The 19,029-nt window shown below is 62.3% G+C and carries 21 protein-coding genes and 1 pseudogene; 8 read left to right on the forward strand and 14 right to left on the reverse strand.

Translation table 11 applies throughout. The features are described from left to right. Nucleotides 1–70 precede the first annotated feature (70 nt). Nucleotides 71–488, forward strand: a pseudogene (locus NKG95_RS30205) (gamma carbonic anhydrase family protein); the annotation flags it as partial. A gap of 218 nt (nucleotides 489–706) precedes the next feature. Here the strand turns inward: NKG95_RS30205 and NKG95_RS30210 are convergent. From NKG95_RS30210 to NKG95_RS30220, 3 genes are all read right to left on the reverse strand, one after another. Then, the gene (locus NKG95_RS30210) at nucleotides 707–1,303 is read right to left on the reverse strand and encodes a transglutaminase-like cysteine peptidase (protein WP_352845202.1); all 597 of its coding nucleotides are present in this window, start codon (nucleotides 1,301–1,303) and stop codon (nucleotides 707–709) included. Nucleotides 1,304–1,534: 231 nt separating this feature from the next. Then, nucleotides 1,535–2,152 carry a PilZ domain-containing protein gene (locus NKG95_RS30215; RefSeq protein WP_023717461.1) on the reverse strand — a complete coding sequence of 206 codons (618 nt, stop codon included), beginning with the start codon at nucleotides 2,150–2,152 and terminating at the stop codon, nucleotides 1,535–1,537. A 116-nt stretch (nucleotides 2,153–2,268) separates the two neighbouring features. Then, on the reverse strand, nucleotides 2,269–2,907 hold the full coding sequence (locus NKG95_RS30220; protein WP_352496722.1) for a PAS domain-containing protein: 639 nt from the start codon (nucleotides 2,905–2,907) through the stop codon (nucleotides 2,269–2,271). 392 nt (nucleotides 2,908–3,299) lie between these two features. Here NKG95_RS30220 and NKG95_RS30225 point away from each other — a divergent pair, with 392 nt between their 5' ends. The 4 genes from NKG95_RS30225 (at nucleotide 3,300) to NKG95_RS30240 (ending at nucleotide 6,782) form a co-directional block, all read left to right on the forward strand. Next, nucleotides 3,300–4,070 (forward strand): rhomboid family intramembrane serine protease, encoded by a 771-nt coding sequence (locus tag NKG95_RS30225; RefSeq protein ID WP_023717463.1) that lies wholly within the window; start codon nucleotides 3,300–3,302, stop codon nucleotides 4,068–4,070. A 100-nt stretch (nucleotides 4,071–4,170) separates the two neighbouring features. Then, nucleotides 4,171–4,602: a CBS domain-containing protein gene (locus NKG95_RS30230; RefSeq protein ID WP_023717464.1), complete on the forward strand. Its 432-nt coding sequence runs from the start codon at nucleotides 4,171–4,173 to the stop codon at nucleotides 4,600–4,602. A 190-nt stretch (nucleotides 4,603–4,792) separates the two neighbouring features. Then, entirely contained in the window at nucleotides 4,793–6,292 is a 1,500-nt protein-coding gene (gene gatB / locus NKG95_RS30235) for an Asp-tRNA(Asn)/Glu-tRNA(Gln) amidotransferase subunit GatB (RefSeq protein WP_352484544.1), read from the forward strand. A 1-nt stretch (nucleotide 6,293) separates the two neighbouring features. Continuing rightward, a complete protein-coding gene (locus NKG95_RS30240) occupies nucleotides 6,294–6,782 on the forward strand; it encodes a GNAT family N-acetyltransferase (RefSeq protein WP_023717466.1) in 489 nt (162 codons plus the stop codon). Nucleotides 6,783–6,798: 16 nt separating this feature from the next. Here the strand turns inward: NKG95_RS30240 and NKG95_RS30245 are convergent, their stop codons facing one another. From NKG95_RS30245 to NKG95_RS30265, 5 genes are all read right to left on the reverse strand, one after another. Continuing rightward, entirely contained in the window at nucleotides 6,799–7,140 is a 342-nt protein-coding gene (locus NKG95_RS30245) for a hypothetical protein (RefSeq protein WP_352844929.1), read from the reverse strand. Between the two features lie 150 nt (nucleotides 7,141–7,290). After that, nucleotides 7,291–8,502 (reverse strand): hypothetical protein, encoded by a 1,212-nt coding sequence (locus tag NKG95_RS30250; protein ID WP_353043297.1) that lies wholly within the window; start codon nucleotides 8,500–8,502, stop codon nucleotides 7,291–7,293. Between the two features lie 147 nt (nucleotides 8,503–8,649). Beyond that, the gene (locus tag NKG95_RS30255; protein WP_352484548.1) at nucleotides 8,650–8,949 is read right to left on the reverse strand and encodes a hypothetical protein; all 300 of its coding nucleotides are present in this window, start codon (nucleotides 8,947–8,949) and stop codon (nucleotides 8,650–8,652) included. Between the two features lie 94 nt (nucleotides 8,950–9,043). Then, nucleotides 9,044–10,444 (reverse strand): ArnT family glycosyltransferase, encoded by a 1,401-nt coding sequence (locus NKG95_RS30260; protein WP_353043298.1) that lies wholly within the window; start codon nucleotides 10,442–10,444, stop codon nucleotides 9,044–9,046. A 207-nt stretch (nucleotides 10,445–10,651) separates the two neighbouring features. Continuing rightward, nucleotides 10,652–11,812: a helix-turn-helix transcriptional regulator gene (locus NKG95_RS30265; protein ID WP_352844924.1), complete on the reverse strand. Its 1,161-nt coding sequence runs from the start codon at nucleotides 11,810–11,812 to the stop codon at nucleotides 10,652–10,654. A 246-nt stretch (nucleotides 11,813–12,058) separates the two neighbouring features. Here NKG95_RS30265 and NKG95_RS30270 point away from each other — a divergent pair, with 246 nt between their 5' ends. From NKG95_RS30270 to NKG95_RS30280, 3 genes are all read left to right on the forward strand, one after another. Beyond that, entirely contained in the window at nucleotides 12,059–12,457 is a 399-nt protein-coding gene (locus NKG95_RS30270) for an NADH:ubiquinone oxidoreductase subunit NDUFA12 (RefSeq protein ID WP_352484551.1), read from the forward strand. A 156-nt stretch (nucleotides 12,458–12,613) separates the two neighbouring features. Further along, nucleotides 12,614–13,096, forward strand: a complete 483-nt coding sequence (locus NKG95_RS30275; RefSeq protein WP_023717473.1) for a DUF2155 domain-containing protein — start codon at nucleotides 12,614–12,616, stop codon at nucleotides 13,094–13,096. 86 nt (nucleotides 13,097–13,182) lie between these two features. Continuing rightward, nucleotides 13,183–13,551, forward strand: coding sequence for a hypothetical protein (locus NKG95_RS30280; protein WP_352845201.1), 369 nt, complete (start codon nucleotides 13,183–13,185; stop codon nucleotides 13,549–13,551). 111 nt (nucleotides 13,552–13,662) lie between these two features. Here NKG95_RS30280 and aat read toward each other — a convergent pair whose 3' ends face one another. The 6 genes from aat to NKG95_RS30310 all read right to left on the reverse strand — a co-directional run bounded on the left by aat (nucleotide 13,663) and on the right by NKG95_RS30310 (nucleotide 19,011). Beyond that, nucleotides 13,663–14,280 carry a leucyl/phenylalanyl-tRNA--protein transferase gene (gene aat / locus NKG95_RS30285; protein ID WP_023717475.1) on the reverse strand — a complete coding sequence of 206 codons (618 nt, stop codon included), beginning with the start codon at nucleotides 14,278–14,280 and terminating at the stop codon, nucleotides 13,663–13,665. 15 nt (nucleotides 14,281–14,295) lie between these two features. Next, nucleotides 14,296–15,639, reverse strand: a complete 1,344-nt coding sequence (accC, locus tag NKG95_RS30290) for an acetyl-CoA carboxylase biotin carboxylase subunit (protein WP_352484553.1) — start codon at nucleotides 15,637–15,639, stop codon at nucleotides 14,296–14,298. Nucleotides 15,640–15,658: 19 nt separating this feature from the next. Continuing rightward, nucleotides 15,659–16,117 (reverse strand): acetyl-CoA carboxylase biotin carboxyl carrier protein, encoded by a 459-nt coding sequence (accB, locus tag NKG95_RS30295; protein ID WP_023717477.1) that lies wholly within the window; start codon nucleotides 16,115–16,117, stop codon nucleotides 15,659–15,661. Nucleotides 16,118–16,143: 26 nt separating this feature from the next. Continuing rightward, nucleotides 16,144–16,578, reverse strand: a complete 435-nt coding sequence (aroQ, locus tag NKG95_RS30300; RefSeq protein WP_352894822.1) for a type II 3-dehydroquinate dehydratase — start codon at nucleotides 16,576–16,578, stop codon at nucleotides 16,144–16,146. A gap of 164 nt (nucleotides 16,579–16,742) precedes the next feature. Further along, complete coding sequence (locus NKG95_RS30305; protein ID WP_352894823.1) at nucleotides 16,743–17,546, reverse strand: DsbA family protein; 804 nt, start codon at nucleotides 17,544–17,546, stop codon at nucleotides 16,743–16,745. Nucleotides 17,547–17,616: 70 nt separating this feature from the next. Further along, complete coding sequence (locus tag NKG95_RS30310; RefSeq protein ID WP_353043299.1) at nucleotides 17,617–19,011, reverse strand: M48 family metalloprotease; 1,395 nt, start codon at nucleotides 19,009–19,011, stop codon at nucleotides 17,617–17,619. Nucleotides 19,012–19,029 lie beyond the last annotated feature (18 nt).

Raw genomic sequence — 19,029 nt, forward strand, 5'->3', positions numbered from 1 at the left:
CGCCCCCCAACCCATTTGGCAGCCCCCCGCCCCCCCCGTTACTCTAAATTATCCTTCGCCCCCCCACCGCGGTTTTTGGTTTGGGGGGGGCCCCCGGCGGCCCCCACGAGCCGATCGTCATCGGCGCCGACACCAACGTGCAGGAGCATACAATCATGCACACCGACGCCGGCTTTCCGCTAACCGTCGGCCAAGGCTGCACGATCGGCCACCGTGCCTTGCTGCATGGCTGCACGATCGGCGACAACAGCCTGATCGGCATGGGCGCCATCGTGCTGAACGGCGCGAAGATCGGTAACAACTCGCTGGTCGGGGCTGGTGCACTGGTCACCGAAGGCAAGCAATTCCCCGACAATTCGCTGATCGTCGGCTCGCCCGCGCGCGTCGTCAGGACGCTCGACGAGACAGCAATCGCGAGGCTACGCGCCTCGGCCGCGCATTATGTCGCCAATGGGAGGCGGTTCAGGGCGGGGCTGAAGAAGGTCTAGCGCCAGGCAGTGAAGGCCGCCTATCGCAAGCCCAGAAATGGTGGAGCCGGCCCGGGGACGGGGCCGGCTCCTAAACCCGGTCGTTGGGGACGGGGAGGGTGGGGACTCGACCGGGTTTCTCCTAAAGCGCGAAGTCATGCGACGCACTTAACCTGTGTTTTATGCATGTCGTTATCCCAAAACCGCTACGCACTTTTGGGCGACATGCATTGGCGTCCTCAGCGGACGCTGGCGACCGCGTCGGAGCGGCCGTCGTTGATCGTTACCCAGGCGCCGGAATTGCGGTCGGACTGGCGCTTCAGGTAGGTGTAACTGGTCTTGGTCCAGGACAGCACCTTGGGCTGGAGATTGTCGAGGATGAACTCTCCAAGGCTGGTGCGCACGGTCAGCACCGCATGGCCGTCGCCGTTGCGCTGGCGCACCACCGTCATCAGCAGATCGCCGGCCGGCACGCCCATGCTCATCAGTTCGCGGCGCTTTTCCAGCGCATAGTCCTCGCAGTCGCCGAAGCCTTTGGGAAACGACCAGACTTCTTCCTTGCCCCACATTTCCATGTCGGTGCGCGGCGCGACCCTGCTGTTGACCGAATTGTTGATCTTGACGATCGTTGCCCACAGCTTGCGGGTGAGTTCGACCGGTGCGCGGTTCGGCGTCCTCTGATTGCATTCCTGCGGAATCTGCTGGCACAATTCGTAGTGACCGACCGGCTGCGTGGTGCGGCCGCCGGTATGCATGAACGCCGGCTCCGCCGCGCTTGCAATCCCCCAGCCGAAAAGCTGCATCGCTATTGCCGCCAGCAACAGCTTGCCCCTCATCCTTTTCATTATTCAGTCTCCCCGTTTGAGGAGACAATGACACGGCTGGATTTATTTGACGCAAAAGCGCGAAGTAGACATTAAGTAAAACGCCAATAGAATAAACATAAAATTTGATGCAAGTGAGTATAGAATTATTTAAGGATTCTAGCCGGGCGTATTCCCATGCTTCGTCGCACCGTTCGAACAGCTAGGATGGCGATCCTTCGCGATGGTGCTAAAACTTCCGCGTCAGCCGCGCGGCGAGCTGAATTCGGTGTCGAGCGTTTCCGGCCGCTGGACGACGGCGAACTCGATGGCGACGCCATCTTCGAAATGGCGAACAACCTGGCCGCGCATGGTGCCCAGCGTCACCTGGACGCCGATGGCCGGCTTGACGTCGATCTCGATCGCGGCGCCCGACAGCGACAGATCGATGATGCGGCACTGGTACTGCCGTCCGTCAGCAAGTTGCAGCACGCTCGTCGGGTTGCGCGGTGCCACGCGTTCATGGCGGCGGTCTTCCGGCAGGTCGAGCTCGTGCTTATTGGCAAGCCAGGTCAGTTGCGCGGCGAGCTTGTCCCTCTTGCGGTCCGATGCGATGACGGTCATCGCAAAGCCATCCTGCAAAGTGCGGGTGATGACGCCTTCGATGCGGCCGATGTGATCGATGTAGGCAATGACCTTTTCACCCGGCAGGCCGGCGCGCTCGGTGCGCAGTGCGACGTTGCCGGGCGACATGTCGACCACCTGGCAGGGATGTTCGGTGCGGTCTTCCAGCATGAAACGTCCGTAAATCTTCACGCGGACGCGCTGAAAGTTACGCCTTTCAGCTTGGGACGGCGCATGGTCGACCGCCGCTGACCTCATCACTGCCATACCCCGTTCGGCATTCCGCGCATGGATGCGGGGAATTTCAGCGGAAAACTACAACAAAGCAGGTTAACAAAGGGGAAAGCCCGGCACTGTTGCTTTAAGCTTTGGCATCATTCTTCGCGTCCGCCGTCGAAGACGACCAGGTGACGGATGCGACGGGCCTGGCCGAGCGCCGAAATCGTCTCGGGCGGGTCGAATTCCGATGGGGCGAGCGAGGGAACTTCGATCGCCGGGCGGTTTTTCAGGAACATCGGCTCCTTGTCGGGATCGACGACACGGATCGAATCGATCAACGCGTCGAGAACCGGGTCGGCGCCCAGCCAGAAGGGCTTTTCAACGGCGCTTATCACACCGAGGCAACGCGGACTCTCGACACCGCCGTCGAGCGGCAGTGCGAGCAGCTCGAACCTGTTGGAACGGCCGTTGCGGCTGAAACCCTCATAGGTGATGAGCACCACCGATTTCAGGTCGAAGACGCCATCGGTCAGCTTCGAAATCAGCCGCTGGTCCTTCTCGCGCCACAGCGAAGGGAATGAAAACCCCTTGAGTTCGCGGCCATAGGCCGCGCAGAGCCTGGTGCCGGCGAGCCGGAACACTGCTTCGCCGCGCGTGTCCTTTTCCAGGATGAACGTGTCGGCCAGCAGCGACTTGATGTCGGCCGGTTCGACTTCCGAGCGTTTCGGGGCAGGGCGTCCGTCACGCAATCGGTTCCAATAATGGAACAGCGTGATCGATCCGGTCTGGTTCATGCTAATGCTGCTCCGCGCATTCTGTCTTCTGATGTCCCATCGGTGAACAGAAGGGCGCCCTCCGAAGACCTACATGCGTTGCGGAGCAGGATGCGTGCCAGCATCGTTAATACTTGTTCACGGGTCGGGGCGGTTAAGGTTAACAACTGGTTTACGTTGCGCGCCGGCCAGGCCTGTGGCACACCAAAACCACTCCAGAAGCGGTCGTTTTGCGACGATCGGCAGCACTTCAGTCAAGAGTTCAGGGGGAGCAAGGGGGCTCGACCAGCCGTTCAAGGGAAACCTTGGACGGCTTCTTTTTTGATTCGGAGCTGCTGATTCGCCGTTTGTGATTCGGTTGGCCGTGATCTACATGCTCGCGAAGTCCAATCCAGCGACTGAGTGCAAGCCATATGAGCGACCCAGAAAGCCCACCGGAGATCGAGCAGGGCGAGAGTGGGCCTGCCGCCCGCGAACCGGAGCAACGCCGTGAACCGGTGTTCAACCTGCCGCCCGTGGTGCTGGCGGTGATCGGCATCTGCGTCGCCGTCCATCTGATCCGGGTCTATTGGCTGACCGACGACCAGGACTTCGAACTGCTTGTCCGGGCAGCCTTTGTGCCGATCCGCTATTCCGGCCGCTTCGACCTGGATTTCTTCGCGTTTTCAAGCCCTTTTACCTATGCCTTTCTGCATGGCGGTTTTGCCCATCTTGCCATCAACATGGTGTGGCTCGCGGCCTTCGGCTCACCGCTGGCCAACCGCTTCGGCGCGTTGCGCTTCAGCCTGTTCTTCGCCGCGACCGGACTGGCGGCGGTGGCGCTGTTCTGGGCCATGCATCCGCTTGGCGAAGCGCCGCTGGTCGGCGCCTCCGGCGCGATTTCCGGCATGATGGGTGCGGCGGCGCGCTATGGCTTCCGCATCGACCGCTCGTCGGGCAAGGCCGCCTTCGCCGGCCAGCCTTTGCCGATGGCGGCGGTGCTGCGCTCGCGCGGCGTCGTCACCTTTCTCGCCATGTGGATGGTGATCAACCTGGCGACCGGCCTCTTCGGCCTGGCGCCCGGCATTGACGGCCAGATCGCCTGGGAAGCCCATATTGGCGGCTTTCTTGCCGGCTTCTTCGGCCTGCGGTTCTTCGATCGGCGAGAGCAGGCGCTCCAACAGGCGGACGAGCCGGACACCTGAGACCTCCGCACTTGAAATGAAACCGATCGCGGCGCACCATGTTCATACTAGGGAAAGCCGGCCAAGGCAGGAGCCGGCAGGAAATGCAGAGGAGGACGTCATGACTGTTAAGGCAATTCTCGAGGCAAAAGGCCACGACGTGGTGACGCTCGGGCCGAACGAAAAGCTCAGCGAAGCCATCCGCATGCTTTCCGAACACAGGATCGGCGCGCTGGTCATCACCAACGGCGATCACAAGATCGTCGGCATTCTTTCCGAGCGCGATGTGGTGCGGGTTCTCGCCAAGGAGGGGGCGGCGGCGCTCGACCTTGCCATCCGCTCGGCGATGACGCCCAAGGTGAAGATCTGCAATGAGAACCACACCGTCAACGAGGTCATGGAGATCATGACCAAGGGCCGCTTCCGCCATCTGCCGGTGGAAAAGAACGGGCTGCTCGACGGCATCGTGTCGATCGGCGACGTGGTCAAGCGGCGCATCGAGGATGTCGAGCGCGAGGCCGAGGAAATCAGGGCCTATATCGCCACGGCATAGGTGAGGGCGGCCGGGTTGCCGGCCATTGAATTTTTTCAAGCTGCTATAGCAGTCCATCGCGGCAGGTGCGGGCCTGTGCCGCGTCGGCGCCCGCGGCTTTGCGCTTGTCTCTCTTGGCGGTTTGCACTAGCGAAGTTGCACATCAAAATATGCGTTCTCGCATATCCGCAATTCCACTATGCAGGCCACTATGACCCTCATCGATACCCGCACGCCCGACGCCAAGCGCCTGGTTCCCGGCGCCACCGGCGACTGGGAGATCATCATCGGCCTCGAGGTCCATGCGCAGGTGACCTCGCAGGCAAAGCTGTTTTCCGGCGCCTCGACCATTTTCGGCGCCGCGCCCAATGCCAATGTCAGCCTGGTCGACGCGGCGATGCCCGGCATGCTGCCGGTCATCAACGAGGAATGCGTCAAGCAGGCGATCCGTACCGGGTTGGGCCTGAAGGCTGAGATCAACCACAAATCGGTCTTCGACAGGAAAAACTATTTCTATCCCGATCTGCCGCAGGGCTACCAGATCTCGCAGTTCAAGCAGCCGATCGTCGGCGAGGGCAAGGTGATCGTCTCGGTCGGCCCGGATCGGCAGGGCGAATTCGAGGACATCGAGGTCGGCATCGAGCGCCTGCACCTGGAGCAGGATGCCGGCAAGTCGATGCACGACCAGCATGCGACGATGTCCTATGTCGATCTCAATCGCTCCGGCGTGGCGCTGATGGAGATCGTCTCGAAGCCCGATATGCGCTCCGCCGATGAAGCCAAGGCCTATGTCACCAAGCTGCGCACCATCGTGCGCTATCTCGGCACGTGCGACGGCAATATGGACGAAGGCTCGTTGCGGGCCGACGTCAACGTCTCGGTGCGCCGGCCCGGCGGCGAATTCGGCACGCGCTGCGAGATCAAGAACGTCAACTCGATCCGCTTCATCGGCCAGGCCATCGACTATGAAGCACGCCGCCAGATTGCCATCCTCGAGGACGGCGGCAGGATCGAGCAGGAAACACGGCTGTTCGACCCCAACAAGGGTGAGACACGCTCGATGCGCTCCAAGGAAGAAGCGCATGACTACCGCTATTTCCCGGATCCCGATCTTCTGCCGCTGGAATTCGACCAGGCCTATGTCGACGAGTTGGCAAAGGACCTGCCGGAACTTCCCGACGCCAAGAAGGCGCGGCTGATATCGTCGCTTGGCCTGTCGACCTACGATGCCTCGATCCTGGTATCGGAAAAGGCGGTCGCCGATTATTTCGAGAAGGTGGCGGCCGGGCGCGACGGCAAGCTCGCCGCCAACTGGGTCATCAACGACCTCCTGGGGGCCTTGAACAAGGCCGGCAAGGATATTGAAAACGCTCCTGTTTCGCCCGACCAGCTTGGTGCCGTCATCGACCTGATCAAGGAAGGCACCATCTCCGGTAAGATCGCCAAGGATCTGTTCGAGATCGTCTGGAACGAGGGCGGCGATCCGCGTCAGCTGGTCGAAAGCCGTGGCATGAAGCAGGTCACCGATACCGGCGCCATCGAAAAGGCGGTCGACGAGGTGATCGCGGCCAACCCGGACAAGGTCGAGCAGGCGCGTGCCAAGCCGACCATGGCTGGCTGGTTCGTCGGCCAGGTGATGAAGGCGACCGGCGGCAAGGCCAATCCGCAGGCGGTCAACGAGCTGGTCAAGGCCAAGCTCGGGATCGAGTAGGATGTTCGTCCGCACCGCCGGCGAGCGCGATCTGGCGGCGGTGCGCGCATTGCTGATCGAGACATGGCATGCCACCTATGACGCCATCTACGGCGCGGCGCGGGTTACCGAAATCACCGATGAATGGCATTCGATCGCCGCGCTCAAAGCACGGCTGACGCGGCCGAACTCGGAGTTCCTGGTCGCCGACGACGGCAAAAGCATCGGCGGCATGGCTTTCGCCGCCGCCACCACGGATGCCAGGATCGTAATGCTGAACCAGCTTTACGTGCATCCGGCCTGGCACAGGCAAGGCATCGGCCAGGCGCTGCTGGACGAGATCGAGGCCAGCTTTCCGGAGGCCCGAACGCTACGCGTCGAGGTCGAGGAAGCAAATGCCCCGGCCATCGCCTTCTACCGCTCGAGAGGGTTCTTGCCCGCCGGCAACACGGCCGATTGCGGCGGCGCCACAGGGTTGCCGGCGCTGGTTTTGGAGAAGGCGATCGGCTAGCTCGTTCGCCTGACGCTCAGTTGCGTTTCACAGGCAGGTTGGAGCAGCCGGCAGCGAGAAACTCGCACGGCAGGCTGCCGCCGCCGCCCGACGTGTGCGGGGGCGTAGCGGCTTCGATTTTTTCGACCTCGTAATATTTCGAGGTGACACCCCATTTTTTGACGCCTTGGCACGTCGAGCGCACGCCAACCTCCGTCGCCTTCGCCGCCGTCTTGTAATAGGTGGTGATCCGGCAGGATTGGCTGACCGGCAGCGCGTTCGCCGGGCTCGTGACCGGCGGCACGAGGTTCGGGAAAGCAAGCAGCGAGATTGCCGCAATGATCCGGGCGGCGGGCATGGTGTGGCGAAGGTGCAGCATCGTTTGTCTCCATCGATGGCGCCGCTCGCTCGTGGCGAGCGGCGCGTTTGTTCCCGCAAGATCAGGCCATGAAGCAGGCGCTGCCGCATCTGCCGCGCGGGGGATGGCGGCAGCGGTCCGAACCGCCGCCGTCATCCGCGAGTGGCCGCGTCAGGGCGTTTTCGGCTTGATGAGCTTCTTTATCGGAACAGCGACTTTTGGTGGCCGGACCGTACTGGCTCCACCGTCGACGGCCAGCCCGCCGCTGTTGAGATAGCGCACCGTATAGTGCAGCTCGTAGCCCGGAACTCTGATCCATGTAGGCTTGTGATTGAACTGGTCAGGAGGCCTCGAATACCACTTCGGGATCTGCATGATCTTGGAACCGGCACCGAATCCCGCACTCTTGGCCGCTACCGCGAAGGCGCTGTCTCTGGGATCGTTCGGCGGCTGGTCGACATTGCCGATGACGACCAGCGAATCGTATTTTCGCGCGTCGAGCCTGAGTGCGGGAAGGTTCAGCACAGCCACGTCGCCTTCGCGCATCGTCAGCGCCTTCTGAAGGCCGCCCTCATTGGCGTAGACGTTGAGGTTAATGGCCTCGGATTCCGCATAGACCACATTGTTGTGGAAGTCGCGGGCCGCCAGGCGCGTCAGGCTGTCGAAGGTCACTTCAACCGTCGGCTTGGCTATGGCGTCCGTCACAATCAGGTTGCGCCGCGGCACCGTCCAGAAGATGAGATCGTCGCCGGTGGCTTGCGTTCCGGCATAGGACCCGTCGATTGCCGAGCATTTCGAATTCGGAACCGGCGTCGTCACCGGCAGGGGTGCCGAAAACGAGCTGCGTACCTGCGCATCGATGTAGTTGCCGATGTTGAAAACATCTTCGAGGATGTTGCCGCCTTCGAAACTCGCCGGGCCGGGTTGCGAGCGGATGATGACCTGGCTGGAATCTGTCTGCCAGCGGCTGCAGAAGACGTTGACGTCTATGGGAATGCCGATGTGACGGTCGGACGTCACCGGGATCGAGACCTTGATGGTGAGGATATAGGGAACTTTGACAAACCAGTTGTTCGGCTGGTTCAGCATCTGCGTCGCAAAGCGCGACGGCCGCCATTGCTTCAGCGATTCGATCGATGCGCGCGATGATCGTCCCTGGGCGGCCAGCTGTGCGTTGGTGGCGTCGACCTTGGCTTGCGCCAGGTTGCGGACGGTGTTGGTGATCAGGAACACGCCGAGTTCGGCTTTGCAGGGCCTGTTCGATTGTGTGGGGTTGCATGGGGCAAGTGCCGCACTGGGAACCGGCGGCCCCGAAGGCGGCGGCTGGGCGGCCGCGGTGGCCGCCATCAGACCGAAGAACAGCATCGTGCAGGTTTTCAACATGGTATCCTCGCTCTGTCGTTGGAAACCACCCTCCGGCTAGACAGCAGCATTTGTCCGATGGCGGTTCATCGCCCGCACGGGGGATGAACCGCGAAAACATCGGGCGGGCCTAGCGACGTCGAGCCGCCGTCCTTTCGGATTGGATGGCTACTGCTTCACGACGCCTTTGGTCGTCGCCTTCGGCGCGACGACCTTGGGCTTGGGGGTTTTCGGACCTGGGTCGACTACCAATGCGGCCGTGCAGGAGCATTTGCCCGAACCGCAGTTCAGGTCGCCCTTGCACATTTTGGAATGCCGCATGTCGGTGCAGTCGGCGGTCCCGGAGCAGGAGCAACTGCCTTGCCCGATCGTACCCGACTGACATTTGAAGCTCCATGCCGGATCGGCAGCAAGGCCGGCCACAGCGAGCGATAAGACAAAAAGCGTTGTCGAGATGAGCTTGCGCATGAATACCTCCCGGTTCTATCGAGCGATGGAACCACGGAGCAGCAACGCCTTCATCTCCCGCGCGGGAGATGAATTCGCGTACCGGTGACGATCGTCAATGCTGTCCCTTCAGCACGACGAGATAACCGCGTTCGACGCGAAGCCGGAACGCGATTTGCCCTGCGGTGCCGGGATCCTTGGAAACCTTGTCGATGACATAGCCGCTGGGATGCGAGCCAAGCCATTCTTCCGGTTTGTCGGTGGTTTCGAATGGCTTTTGCAACCGGGCCAGGAAGCCGACTTCGCCTTGATAGTCGAAAGCCACGGCCCAGTCCGCATCCTTTCGCTCGTCGACGAAGTTGGCGAGCGGCGTCAGGTCATAGCGTTTGAACGCGGTTGCCGATGCCACCGCGTGGCCGATGCCGAAAATGACAAGCATGACGACGGCCGAGCTTTTCAGCCTGGCGAGCGGGATCTCCGCCATGAAATACCCGAATAGGATGGTCACGAACGGCAACATCGGCACGACATAGTGGGGCTGCTTGCCGGATATCGCGCTGAATGCCAGCAACACGGCAACGAACGAGAACGACAGTAAGCGCAAGGCGCGCAGATCGGGCGACTTCGTCTCGATCAGGCTGCGTATCCGCGTGCGCAGCTTCAATCGCCATACCTCGGGTATAAAAATCCACGGCATGAACATGACCGGCAGCAGCAGCAGATAGAAGTAGAACGGCCGGCCGTGCGAATTGCGCAAATTGCCGGTGACGCGCCCCGCCGATTGGTTCCAGACCAGATCATAGACGAAACTGCCCTTTGTCAGGATGGTCGCCGGCACCAGCCAGATCGCCACCGGAATTAGCGCGGCGAGCACTGCCAGGCACACTCCAACGAGGAAGTTCGGTGTCGCCAGTCCCGCCCGCCGGTCGCGCCAGAACGGGTAGAACAGGATGGGCGCGCCGATATGGATGAGCACCACCGGGCCTTTCGTCAGCACGCCCATGCCGATGAACAACCCGGCCAGAACGGCCTGCCAGCGGTCGCCGCTCCGGGCAAAGGCAATCAACGACAACAGCGCGGCGAGCACGAAGACCGTCAGCAACAGGTCGAACAGGATCAGCGTCGAATAGATGACGAACACGCTGCTTCCGACGACCAGCCAGGGGACGCGCCGTGCGATGTCGTCGCGGCCGGGAAACAGGGTCCTTGCCAAAGCCGTCGTCAGCCAGATGACGAGTGAGGAGGCGGCGAAGATGACCAGCATCGCCGCCGGCCGGCTGGCGCCGAAAACGGTCCAGACAAGGTCGATAAGCCAAAACAGCAGCGGCGGCTTCTGCAGATAGGGCGCGAAATTCATCGTCGGGACGAAGATCTGTCCGCTCAGATACATTTCCCAGGTGACGCTGAGATATCGCGTTTCGTCGACGGGCAGCAGTGGCCGGAAAGCGACCGCGATGACGATCAGCCCAAGCAGGAAAAGGTAGGGGAGCAGCCGCTCGGTAGATGTCGGTATCAAAGATCGAGATCCGCGCCAGAAACCATTTTCTTTCCAGCCGAGCATAGTGCCGCGTTTCTGGACCGCGAACGACCGCACCATGATTTTGGCCGAATTGCAACGATGCCGGTTTCGTTTTGCAGATTTTGCGGATGATGTTCTTAAAGGCTTGGAAAACTTACCGGCCGAGCCTTTTGGACCACGGCCGGTCCGGGGGATCTGCGCAAATCAACTGGAGCGCAACGGCGGCGACAATTCGCGCATCAAGAGTTCGAGCTCGCGCTGATCGCCGGTACCGGTCTTGTCGAAGATCGTCGCCAGCTGCGACTTGACGGTGCCGTCCGAGACGCCGCCGGCCGCGGCGATTTCCTTTCGCGTCAGGCCGGCGGCAACATGACCGGCGACGCGCCTTTCTGCCGCGGTCAGTCCGAACAGCGCCGCAATGGCGTCCAGCGCCGGGATTGGTGCCGAACCGGCCGCGGCGATGAAGATAGCCGCGGCGGCGCGCTGCGAGATACGCGCCGAGATTTCACGCCGCGCCAGCGGCATCACATGGGCCACCGCCGGAACGGCCGTCTTGGCCAGCGGAATGTTGATGCCGCAAGGTCCGAGCGCGAATTCGTCGCGCGTGCCGAGCTGGACGGCACGGCCGATCGCGGCATTGGCGTTGGCATAGGTGAAGGAAAGCTGTCCGCGCACGCAAGCGACCGAGATGTTTTCGGCGAGCAGCGCTTCGGCTGTCGGGTTGGCGAAGATGATGGTCATGTCTTCGGCGACGATCAGCACGGGATGGTCAAGGCTTTCGATGATGGAACGGAAGATTTCGGCCTTGCGCCGCTCCGCCTCGAACAGGTCGCCGATGGTCACCGCGCGCCGCACATGCGGCGCCAGCAGGCAGACAAGCTCGAGGTCCTCGCTGGAAATCTGGCGCCTGTCCTTGTCGGTAACCACCATCAGCGTGCCGATCCGGGTCGGCCGCTTCATCAACGCCACCCAGAAGAAATCGTCCAGCCGGTTGGGTTGCACCCATTCGCGCACGATGCGGCTTTCGAGCCATCTCTGTCGCGTATCCGGACCTTGCAGGGCGTAGATCGAATCGACAGTGAACGGCACGTCGATCTCCATCTTGGGAACCGCCGCATAGAACGGCACTTGCGAGCCGTAGTCATGCTTCAACGGCTCAAGAACTGCGGGATCGCCGCAAGACACCGAAAACCGCGCGGAACTGCTGATCGTGTCGATGACGGCGAGCATGGCAAGCTGGCCTTCCGCCAGGCTGCAGATGGCCTCGAGTGTCGCTTGCCAGCGGCCGACGTCGGCAATCGAATCGTAGATCGCCTCAACGACCTGCGGCAATGCGCGACCGGCCGTGCCCGCCAGCGATGACATGAGCCCCTCTCATTTGCCGCCCTTGAGGCGACGAAGCATCAATTCCTAGAATAACGCTGCGTAAGGTTGCCAACAACCCATTTCATCTGCTTCGCGCGGACGCGAGGATCGCATGAACGTATAGTTTGCCCGCCAGCCATTTGCTCGTCGGTTGCGGCAAGACCCTTGCCTTCGCAATGCCGTGACGCCATAAGCAGGAACAGGCGCCGCGAGGACTTGCTACAAGGACTTGCCACGAGGATTTGGATGAAAACTTTCCTTCTGCAGTTTTTCACCTGGTGGAACAGCCAGACGCTGGGAACGCGCTTCCACACCTGGCGGCACGGCAAGATGGTCGGGCAGGACGAGGTCGGCAACGTCTACTACGAGGGCGGCGTCGATTCGGAAGGCCGCACCCGCCGCTGGGTCATCTACCGCGACTATTCGGAAGCCTCGGCGATTCCGCCCGGCTGGCATGGCTGGATCCATCACCGTGTCGACGTTGCGCCGCCAACGGAAGACTACAAGCCCCGCGACTGGCAAAAGCCGCATGTGCCGAACCTCACCGGCAGCCCCGCAGCCTATCGCCCGAAGGGCTCGGTGCTGACCAACCAGCATCGTCCGCAGGTGACGGGCGACTACGACGCCTGGACGCCCGGTTCGTGATCGATCGCCGCGACACGCGCGCGGTTCCCACAGGCACCGTCCCCACGGGCGCGGTCCTTTGTCGCCACAATTGCTGTTTAGCTGTTTGCTGATCCGACAGCAGCAACTAGCCTTGGCGTTAAGAGAATCACCCGGGCGCAAACCACCGGACCTTGCATGAGCATGTTCAGCCGAATTTTGACGGGCGGATCAACCGCGGTCGTTCTCGCTTCTATGGTGGCGCTTGCTGCTGCGCAGGAGTTGGCGCCGCCTGCGCCGGACGCGTCGGTGGCACCCGCAGCACCCGCAGTGTCCGAGCGCATCACCAATCCCGTCGCTGAATTCGCCGGCATCGACAAGATCACCGGTCGCATCATCACCTTCGACGTCTATATCGACGAGACGGTGCAGTTCGGCGCTTTGCAGGTGACGCCGCGCATCTGCTATTCGCGGCCGGAAAACGAAGAGCCGAAGACGGATTCGTTCGTCGAGGTCGACGAGATCACGCTCGACCGGAAAATCCGCCGTATCTTCACCGGCTGGATGTTTGCCGAAAGCCCCGGGATCAACGCCGTCGAGCACGCCGTCTATGATATCTGGTTGAAGGGCTGCAAGCAGAAGTCCGACGTGCCGGCACCCGCTGCCCCCAAAACCAACTAGAACCTGTCAGGGCGGCGGATACGGCGTCTTGCGGAACCGCCTTGTTGCCCGAGCGTTGGGGCCTCACTAGGGAGGAGGTTGCCATGATGATGGCCAACAAAAGCGAGCTTCTCGACATCGAAAAGGGATTCTGGACCGGCGACGCCGACTATTTCAAGGCCAACGCCGACACCGAATGCCTGGTGGCCTTCCCGCAGATGGCGCGGGTGATGAGCAATGCCGATCTGGCCAAAACCGCGACGGAGCCGAACCGCTGGCGCGATCTCGACATCGACCTCAAGGGCATCATCGAGCCCGGCAGCGACATTGTCATGCTGACCTACGAGGCGCGCGCGACCCGGCAAAATGGCGAAGCCTATGCAGCACTGGTCAGTACCGGCTATGTCCACCGCGTCAATGGCTGGAAGATGATGTTCCATGCACAGACACCGCTGGTGACGGCGACCAAGGGCTGACCGGCGGTAGAGCAATTCCAGGAAAAGTGTGAACGGTTTTCCGTCAGGAATTGCGTCAAAACACAAAATAGACCGGTTCGGCATTTCCGTGAAACGATGAACGGTTCTAGATCACGGAAAAAACACAGCCTCGCCCTTTAGCGCCTCGGCCAGCATCTTCTCGTACTTGCCACGCGGCACGTCGATTGCGCCGAAACGTTTGAGATGCTCGGTGGTGAACTGCGTATCGAGCAGTGCAAAGCCGCGCGCCTTCAGGCGCTCGACCAGATGAACCAGACAGGCCTTCGAGGCGTCGGTCTCCCTGGCAAACATGCTCTCGCCGAAGAACACCCGGCCGAGCGACACCCCGTAGAGCCCGCCGACCAGCCGGTCGTCGTGCCAGGCCTCGACCGAATGGCAATGGCCCATCCGATGCAGCTCGACATAGGCTTCGCGGATTGGTGCGTTGATCCAGGTCGACCGCCGTTCCTCGCGTCTTTCGGCGCAGGCGTCGATCGTCGCCTCGAAATCGAAATCGATGCGGAATTCGAACAGATCCTTGCGGATCGTCTTCCTCAGGCTCTTCGGGATGTGGAAACCGTCGAGCGGAATGATGCCGCGCGTCTCCGGCCGCACCCAGAACACCTCGGGGTCATTGGCATTTTCGGCCATCGGGAAGACGCCGGAGGCATAGGCTTTGAGCAACAGGTCGGTCGGGATGCGATAGCCGGGTGCGTAGGGGCGGGTCATCGCGTCGCCCCTGTGTCACTCGCCTTTGGCCAGATATTTTTCCAGCCAGTGGATGTCGTAGTCGCCATTGGCGATGTCGGCGTTGCCGACGAGGTCGCGAAACAGCGGCAGCGTGGTCTTGATGCCGTCGACCACGAATTCATCGAGCGCGCGTCGCAGCCGCATCATGCACTCGACGCGGTTGCGGCCGTGCACGATCAGCTTGCCGATCAGGCTGTCGTAGTAGGGCGGGATCTTGTAGCCGGAATAGACGCCGGAATCGACGCGGATGCCGAGGCCGCCTGGCGTGTGGAAGTGGGTGATGGTACCCGGCGAGGGGGTGAAGGTGCGCGGATCCTCGGCATTGATGCGGCATTCGATAGCATGGCCGTGGAAGCGGATATCTTCCTGGCGCACCGAAAGCCCGCCGCCCGAGGCGACGCGGATCTGCTCGTGCACGAGGTCGATGCCGGTAATCGCCTCGGTCACCGGATGTTCGACCTGCAGGCGCGTGTTCATCTCGATGAAATAGAACTCGCCGTTCTCATAAAGGAATTCGATGGTGCCGGCGCCGGAATAGCCGAGATCGGCGATCGCCTTGGCGCAGACGCCGCCAATATGTGCGCGCTCCTCGGCATTGAGCGCCGGCGAGGGCGCTTCTTCCCAGACCTTCTGGTGGCGGCGCTGCAGCGAGCAGTCGCGCTCGCCGAAATGCACGCCGCGCCCGGCGCCGTCGCCGAACACCTGCACTTCGATATGGCGCGGCTTCTGCAGATACTTCTCGATATAGACGGCGTCGTCGCCGAAGGCGGCGCCCGCCTCCGAGCGTGCCGTCTGCAGCGCCACCTCGAGGTCGGCCTCGCTATGCGCCACTTTCATGCCGCGCCCGCCGCCGCCGGCCGACGCCTTGATGATCACGGGGTAGCCGATCTCGGCGGCAATGCGCTTGGCCTCCTTTTCCTCGGTGACCGCGCCGTCGGAGCCGGGTACCACGGGAATGCCGAGGCGCTTTGCGGTGCGCTTGGCCTCGATCTTGTCGCCCATGATGCGGATATGGTCGCCGGTCGGGCCGATGAAGGTGATGTTGTGCGCGGCGAGGATGTCGGCGAACTTGGCATTCTCCGACAAAAAACCGTAGCCGGGATGCACCGCGTCGGCGCCGGTGATCTCGCAGGCGGCGACGATCTGGTGGATGTTGAGATAGGAGTCGCGCGACGGCGGCGGGCCGATGCAGACGCTCTCGTCGGCGAGACGCACATGCATGGCGTCGGCGTCGGCGGTCGAATGCACCACCACCGTCTGGATGCCAAGCTCCTTGCAGGCGCGCAGCACCCTGAGGGCAATTTCGCCGCGATTGGCGATGAGGATTTTCTGGAACATCTTTCGCCTGTTCCCGGCTCTACTCGATCACGACGAGCGGCATGCCGTATTCGACCGGCTGCGCATCTTCGAACAGGATCGCCGTCACCATGCCGGCGCGCGGCGAGGGGATCTGGTTCATCGTCTTCATCGCCTCGATGATCAGCAGCGTCTGGCCTTCCTTGACCTTCTGGCCGATTTCGATGAACGGCTTGGCGTCGGGCGACGGTGCCAGATAGGCGGTGCCGACCATTGGCGAGGCGACGGCGTTCTTCGACACGTCGGGCGTCGCCGGCGCGGCCGCTGCCGCAGGCTGCGCTGCTGCCGGGGCATAGGCTGGCGGCGCTGCGGCGATCGCATGGACGGCCGGCGCCTGCCGCGAGACGCGCACCTTCAGATCGCCCAGCTCGACCTCGATCTCAGTGAGGTTGGTGTCGTTCAGTATGCCCGCCAGGTCGCGGATCAGCTGCTGGTCAACACCGTTCTTCTTTATCGACATTTTCGAGCCTTCTGTTTGTTGGCCGGTCATAGGCGTGCAGCCAGCGCCTGCAGCGCCAGCGTGTAGCCGAGCGGCCCGAACCCGCAGATCATGCCGACAGCGACCGGCGCGACCATGGAGACGTGGCGGAATGGTTCCCGCGCGTGGATGTTGGAGAGATGCACCTCAGCGACCGGCAGCGGCGCGACGGCGCGGATGGCATCGTGAATGGCGACCGAGGTGTGGCCGTAGGCGCCTGGATTGATGACGATTGCGGCGGCCTTCTCGGCGGCCTCGTGGATCCAGTCGACGAGGTCGCCCTCATGGTTCGACTGGCGGAAATCGATCTCCAGCCCAAGTGCGGCACCCGCCTGCTTGCAGTCGTCGGCGATCGCCGCAAGCGTCTTGCCGCCATAGATGCCCGGCTCGCGCTTGCCGAGCGCGTTGAGATTGGGGCCGTTCAGGACGAAAACCGTTTTCAAAAAATGCCGACCTTTCCCGGCGCGGCTAAGCCGGCGCGCCGGACCCCTCTATAATGGGCATAGACGCTGGCGAAAAGAGCGCAAGTGCGTTCTTTCGCCGTCCACAACAGCCGGAAAACGGCCCGCGCCGGAAACCCGCAGCCTGATCGAAACCCGAACGCTAATCAGAGTGCGGCCTTCGCCGCCTCGATCTTTTCGGCCAGCACTTCCTGGCCGAGCGCGCCGAACACAACCTCGTTGCCGACGACATAGGACGGCGTTCCGGTGATGGCGAGCTTGGTGGCAAGATCATAGGTCTTGGAGAAGGCCTCAGTGATGCTCGGGTCCTTCATCTTTTCGCGCAGCGCCGCCTCGTCGGCGCCGAGCGACAGCGCCACCTTGATTGCCGCCGCCTCGGTGGCGCGCCCCTGGCCGCCGAGCAGCGCGTTGTGGAATTCGCCGTATTTCTCCGGCTTCATCAAGTGGAAGGCCATCGAGACGACGCTCGCCTTCTGCGAATCAGGGCCGAGGATCGGGAATTCCTTGAGCACGAAACGCAGGTCCGGATCGACCTTGGTCAGCGCGCGCATGTCATCGATGGCGCGTTTGCAGTAACCGCAATTGTAATCGTAGAACTCGACGATGGTGACCTTGCCGTTCGGATTGCCGACAACGCCGTCGAAGGCGGAGTTGAAAATCTGGTCCTTGGCGTCTTTGATGACGCCGAGACTGGCGACGCGCTGTTCTTCCTTCTGCTTGGCCTCGAGCGCCTGCTGGGCTTCCAGAAGCACTTCCGGGTTCTTCAGCAGATAGTCGCGGACGATGCCTTCGACTTCGGTGCGGTCGAGCTTGGTTTCCGAGGACGCCGTCTGGACAAGCTGCGCCGTGCCGGCCGTCGCCGTCTGCGGATTTCCGGCGACGAAGCCGAACGCCAGCATGGCGAGGGCGGCTGCCACTCCGGTAGTGCCCAGCAGAATTGCCTTGGTCATGATCCTCGATCCTCTAGCCTGTGTTCGGGTCCGCTCGGTTCGGCTGTGTCGCAGCGTGCGTCCGAAAGGTTCACTTCTTCTTACCTGATGGTGCGTAGTTTATAATGTCCTGCGCGCGAAGCCAGCCCGGCTCGCCCCGCTTCATGCTCTGCTGCGCCCGCATGGCGAAGATCTTCGCATTCTTGTAGTCGCCGGAATAGAAATGCCCTTCGGCGGTTGCAAGCTCGGCCGCCGGGATGTTGCCGAGTTCGCCATAGGCCTGTGCCAGATAGCGGTATCCGGCGGCGTTTTCGCGATCCCGCCCGAGGCCCGTGTTGATCTGCGCCACCGCCTTCTTCAGCGAATCCGGCGTGCCGATAGCCATCAGCGCCTGGCCGTACGAGACCGGCAGCAGCCCGGATCGCGCCGGATCGAGGCTGACCGACCTGGCATAGGCGTCCGCCGCATCCTTCGGCCTGTTCGCCTTCATCAGGATGTCGCCGCGCAATTCCTGGAAATAGGGATTTTTCGGCTGTTCCTTGATCAGTGCGCTGGTCTTGGTGAGCGCCGAGGCCAGATTGCCGAAGAGATAGGTCATCTGCGCGTCGCCATAGCGCGAGGCGAGGCTGCCGGGGTTCTTGCGCATCAATCGCGACGCGGCGGCCTGTCCTTGCATATAGGCGGCGATCTTGATGCGCATCATGTCGTGGCGCTGCTGCAGTGTCGGTGGGTCGACCTTGTCGAGGTAAGGGCTCTGCTTCACCAGCACTTCGAGATTGGCGATACGCTCCTGCGGCATCGGATGGCTGATCTTGTAGGGATCGACTTGGGCGCCCGAGAGCGACAATGCGTTCTGGAAACGGCTGAACGTCTTCAGCATGCCCATGCCGGACTGGCCGGTAGCATTGAGATAAGCGATTGCCGAGCGGTCGGCGGTCATCTCTTCGGTGCGCTGATAGGCGAGGATACTGCGTTGCGCCATCTCGCCGCCGCCGGCCATCACGCCCATGCCGGCCCCAGCAAGGCCGCGGCTATTGCTGGTGGCGCCGGCCACCATGGCGCCGGCGCCAAGCAGCGTCGCCAGGATTGCCATCGTCTTGGCGCGCTCGAGCTGTTCGCGCAACTTTTGCTGGTGTCCGCCGGCGATATGGCCGGCCTCGTGGGCGATGACCCCGATGATCTCGTTGGGCGTTTCGGCTGTCATCAGCGCGCCGGTGTTGATGAACATGCGGCGGCCAGCAACAAAGGCGTTGAAGCTCTGGTCGTTGACCAGCACGATGTTGATGGCGTCGCCCGATAAGCCGGCCGCTTTGAAGATCGGCCGTGCGTAATCCCGCACCAGCGCCTCGATCTCGGCATCGCGTACCACCGGCACATTCTGCGCAAACGCGCTGACCGAGCCAGCCACGGCTAGCACCGCGGCAAGCGAAAGCGTTGCGAAGGCGCGCGCTGTCCTGGCGATCGTCGATCTGGGTCGGCTTAACATGGCAGGTCCACTGGTAGA

This window comes from Mesorhizobium sp. M1423, from assembly GCF_040317575.1.
Taxonomy (GTDB): Bacteria; Pseudomonadota; Alphaproteobacteria; order Rhizobiales; family Rhizobiaceae; genus Mesorhizobium.

Coding starts and splice junctions, on each gene's coding strand:
- NKG95_RS30210 (WP_352845202.1), bottom strand. CDS start 1,303: ATGAGGGGCAAGCTGTTGCTGGCGGCAATAGCGATGCAGCTTTTCGGC.
- NKG95_RS30215 (WP_023717461.1), bottom strand. CDS start 2,152: ATGAGGTCAGCGGCGGTCGACCATGCGCCGTCCCAAGCTGAAAGGCGT.
- NKG95_RS30220 (WP_352496722.1), bottom strand. CDS start 2,907: ATGAACCAGACCGGATCGATCACGCTGTTCCATTATTGGAACCGATTG.
- NKG95_RS30225 (WP_023717463.1), top strand. CDS start 3,300: ATGAGCGACCCAGAAAGCCCACCGGAGATCGAGCAGGGCGAGAGTGGG.
- NKG95_RS30230 (WP_023717464.1), top strand. CDS start 4,171: ATGACTGTTAAGGCAATTCTCGAGGCAAAAGGCCACGACGTGGTGACG.
- gatB (WP_352484544.1), top strand. CDS start 4,793: ATGACCCTCATCGATACCCGCACGCCCGACGCCAAGCGCCTGGTTCCC.
- NKG95_RS30240 (WP_023717466.1), top strand. CDS start 6,294: ATGTTCGTCCGCACCGCCGGCGAGCGCGATCTGGCGGCGGTGCGCGCA.
- NKG95_RS30245 (WP_352844929.1), bottom strand. CDS start 7,140: ATGCTGCACCTTCGCCACACCATGCCCGCCGCCCGGATCATTGCGGCA.
- NKG95_RS30250 (WP_353043297.1), bottom strand. CDS start 8,502: ATGTTGAAAACCTGCACGATGCTGTTCTTCGGTCTGATGGCGGCCACC.
- NKG95_RS30255 (WP_352484548.1), bottom strand. CDS start 8,949: ATGCGCAAGCTCATCTCGACAACGCTTTTTGTCTTATCGCTCGCTGTG.
- NKG95_RS30265 (WP_352844924.1), bottom strand. CDS start 11,812: ATGTCATCGCTGGCGGGCACGGCCGGTCGCGCATTGCCGCAGGTCGTT.
- NKG95_RS30270 (WP_352484551.1), top strand. CDS start 12,059: ATGAAAACTTTCCTTCTGCAGTTTTTCACCTGGTGGAACAGCCAGACG.
- NKG95_RS30275 (WP_023717473.1), top strand. CDS start 12,614: ATGAGCATGTTCAGCCGAATTTTGACGGGCGGATCAACCGCGGTCGTT.
- NKG95_RS30280 (WP_352845201.1), top strand. CDS start 13,183: ATGATGGCCAACAAAAGCGAGCTTCTCGACATCGAAAAGGGATTCTGG.
- aat (WP_023717475.1), bottom strand. CDS start 14,280: ATGACCCGCCCCTACGCACCCGGCTATCGCATCCCGACCGACCTGTTG.
- accC (WP_352484553.1), bottom strand. CDS start 15,639: ATGTTCCAGAAAATCCTCATCGCCAATCGCGGCGAAATTGCCCTCAGG.
- accB (WP_023717477.1), bottom strand. CDS start 16,117: ATGTCGATAAAGAAGAACGGTGTTGACCAGCAGCTGATCCGCGACCTG.
- NKG95_RS30305 (WP_352894823.1), bottom strand. CDS start 17,546: ATGACCAAGGCAATTCTGCTGGGCACTACCGGAGTGGCAGCCGCCCTC.
- NKG95_RS30310 (WP_353043299.1), bottom strand. CDS start 19,011: ATGTTAAGCCGACCCAGATCGACGATCGCCAGGACAGCGCGCGCCTTC.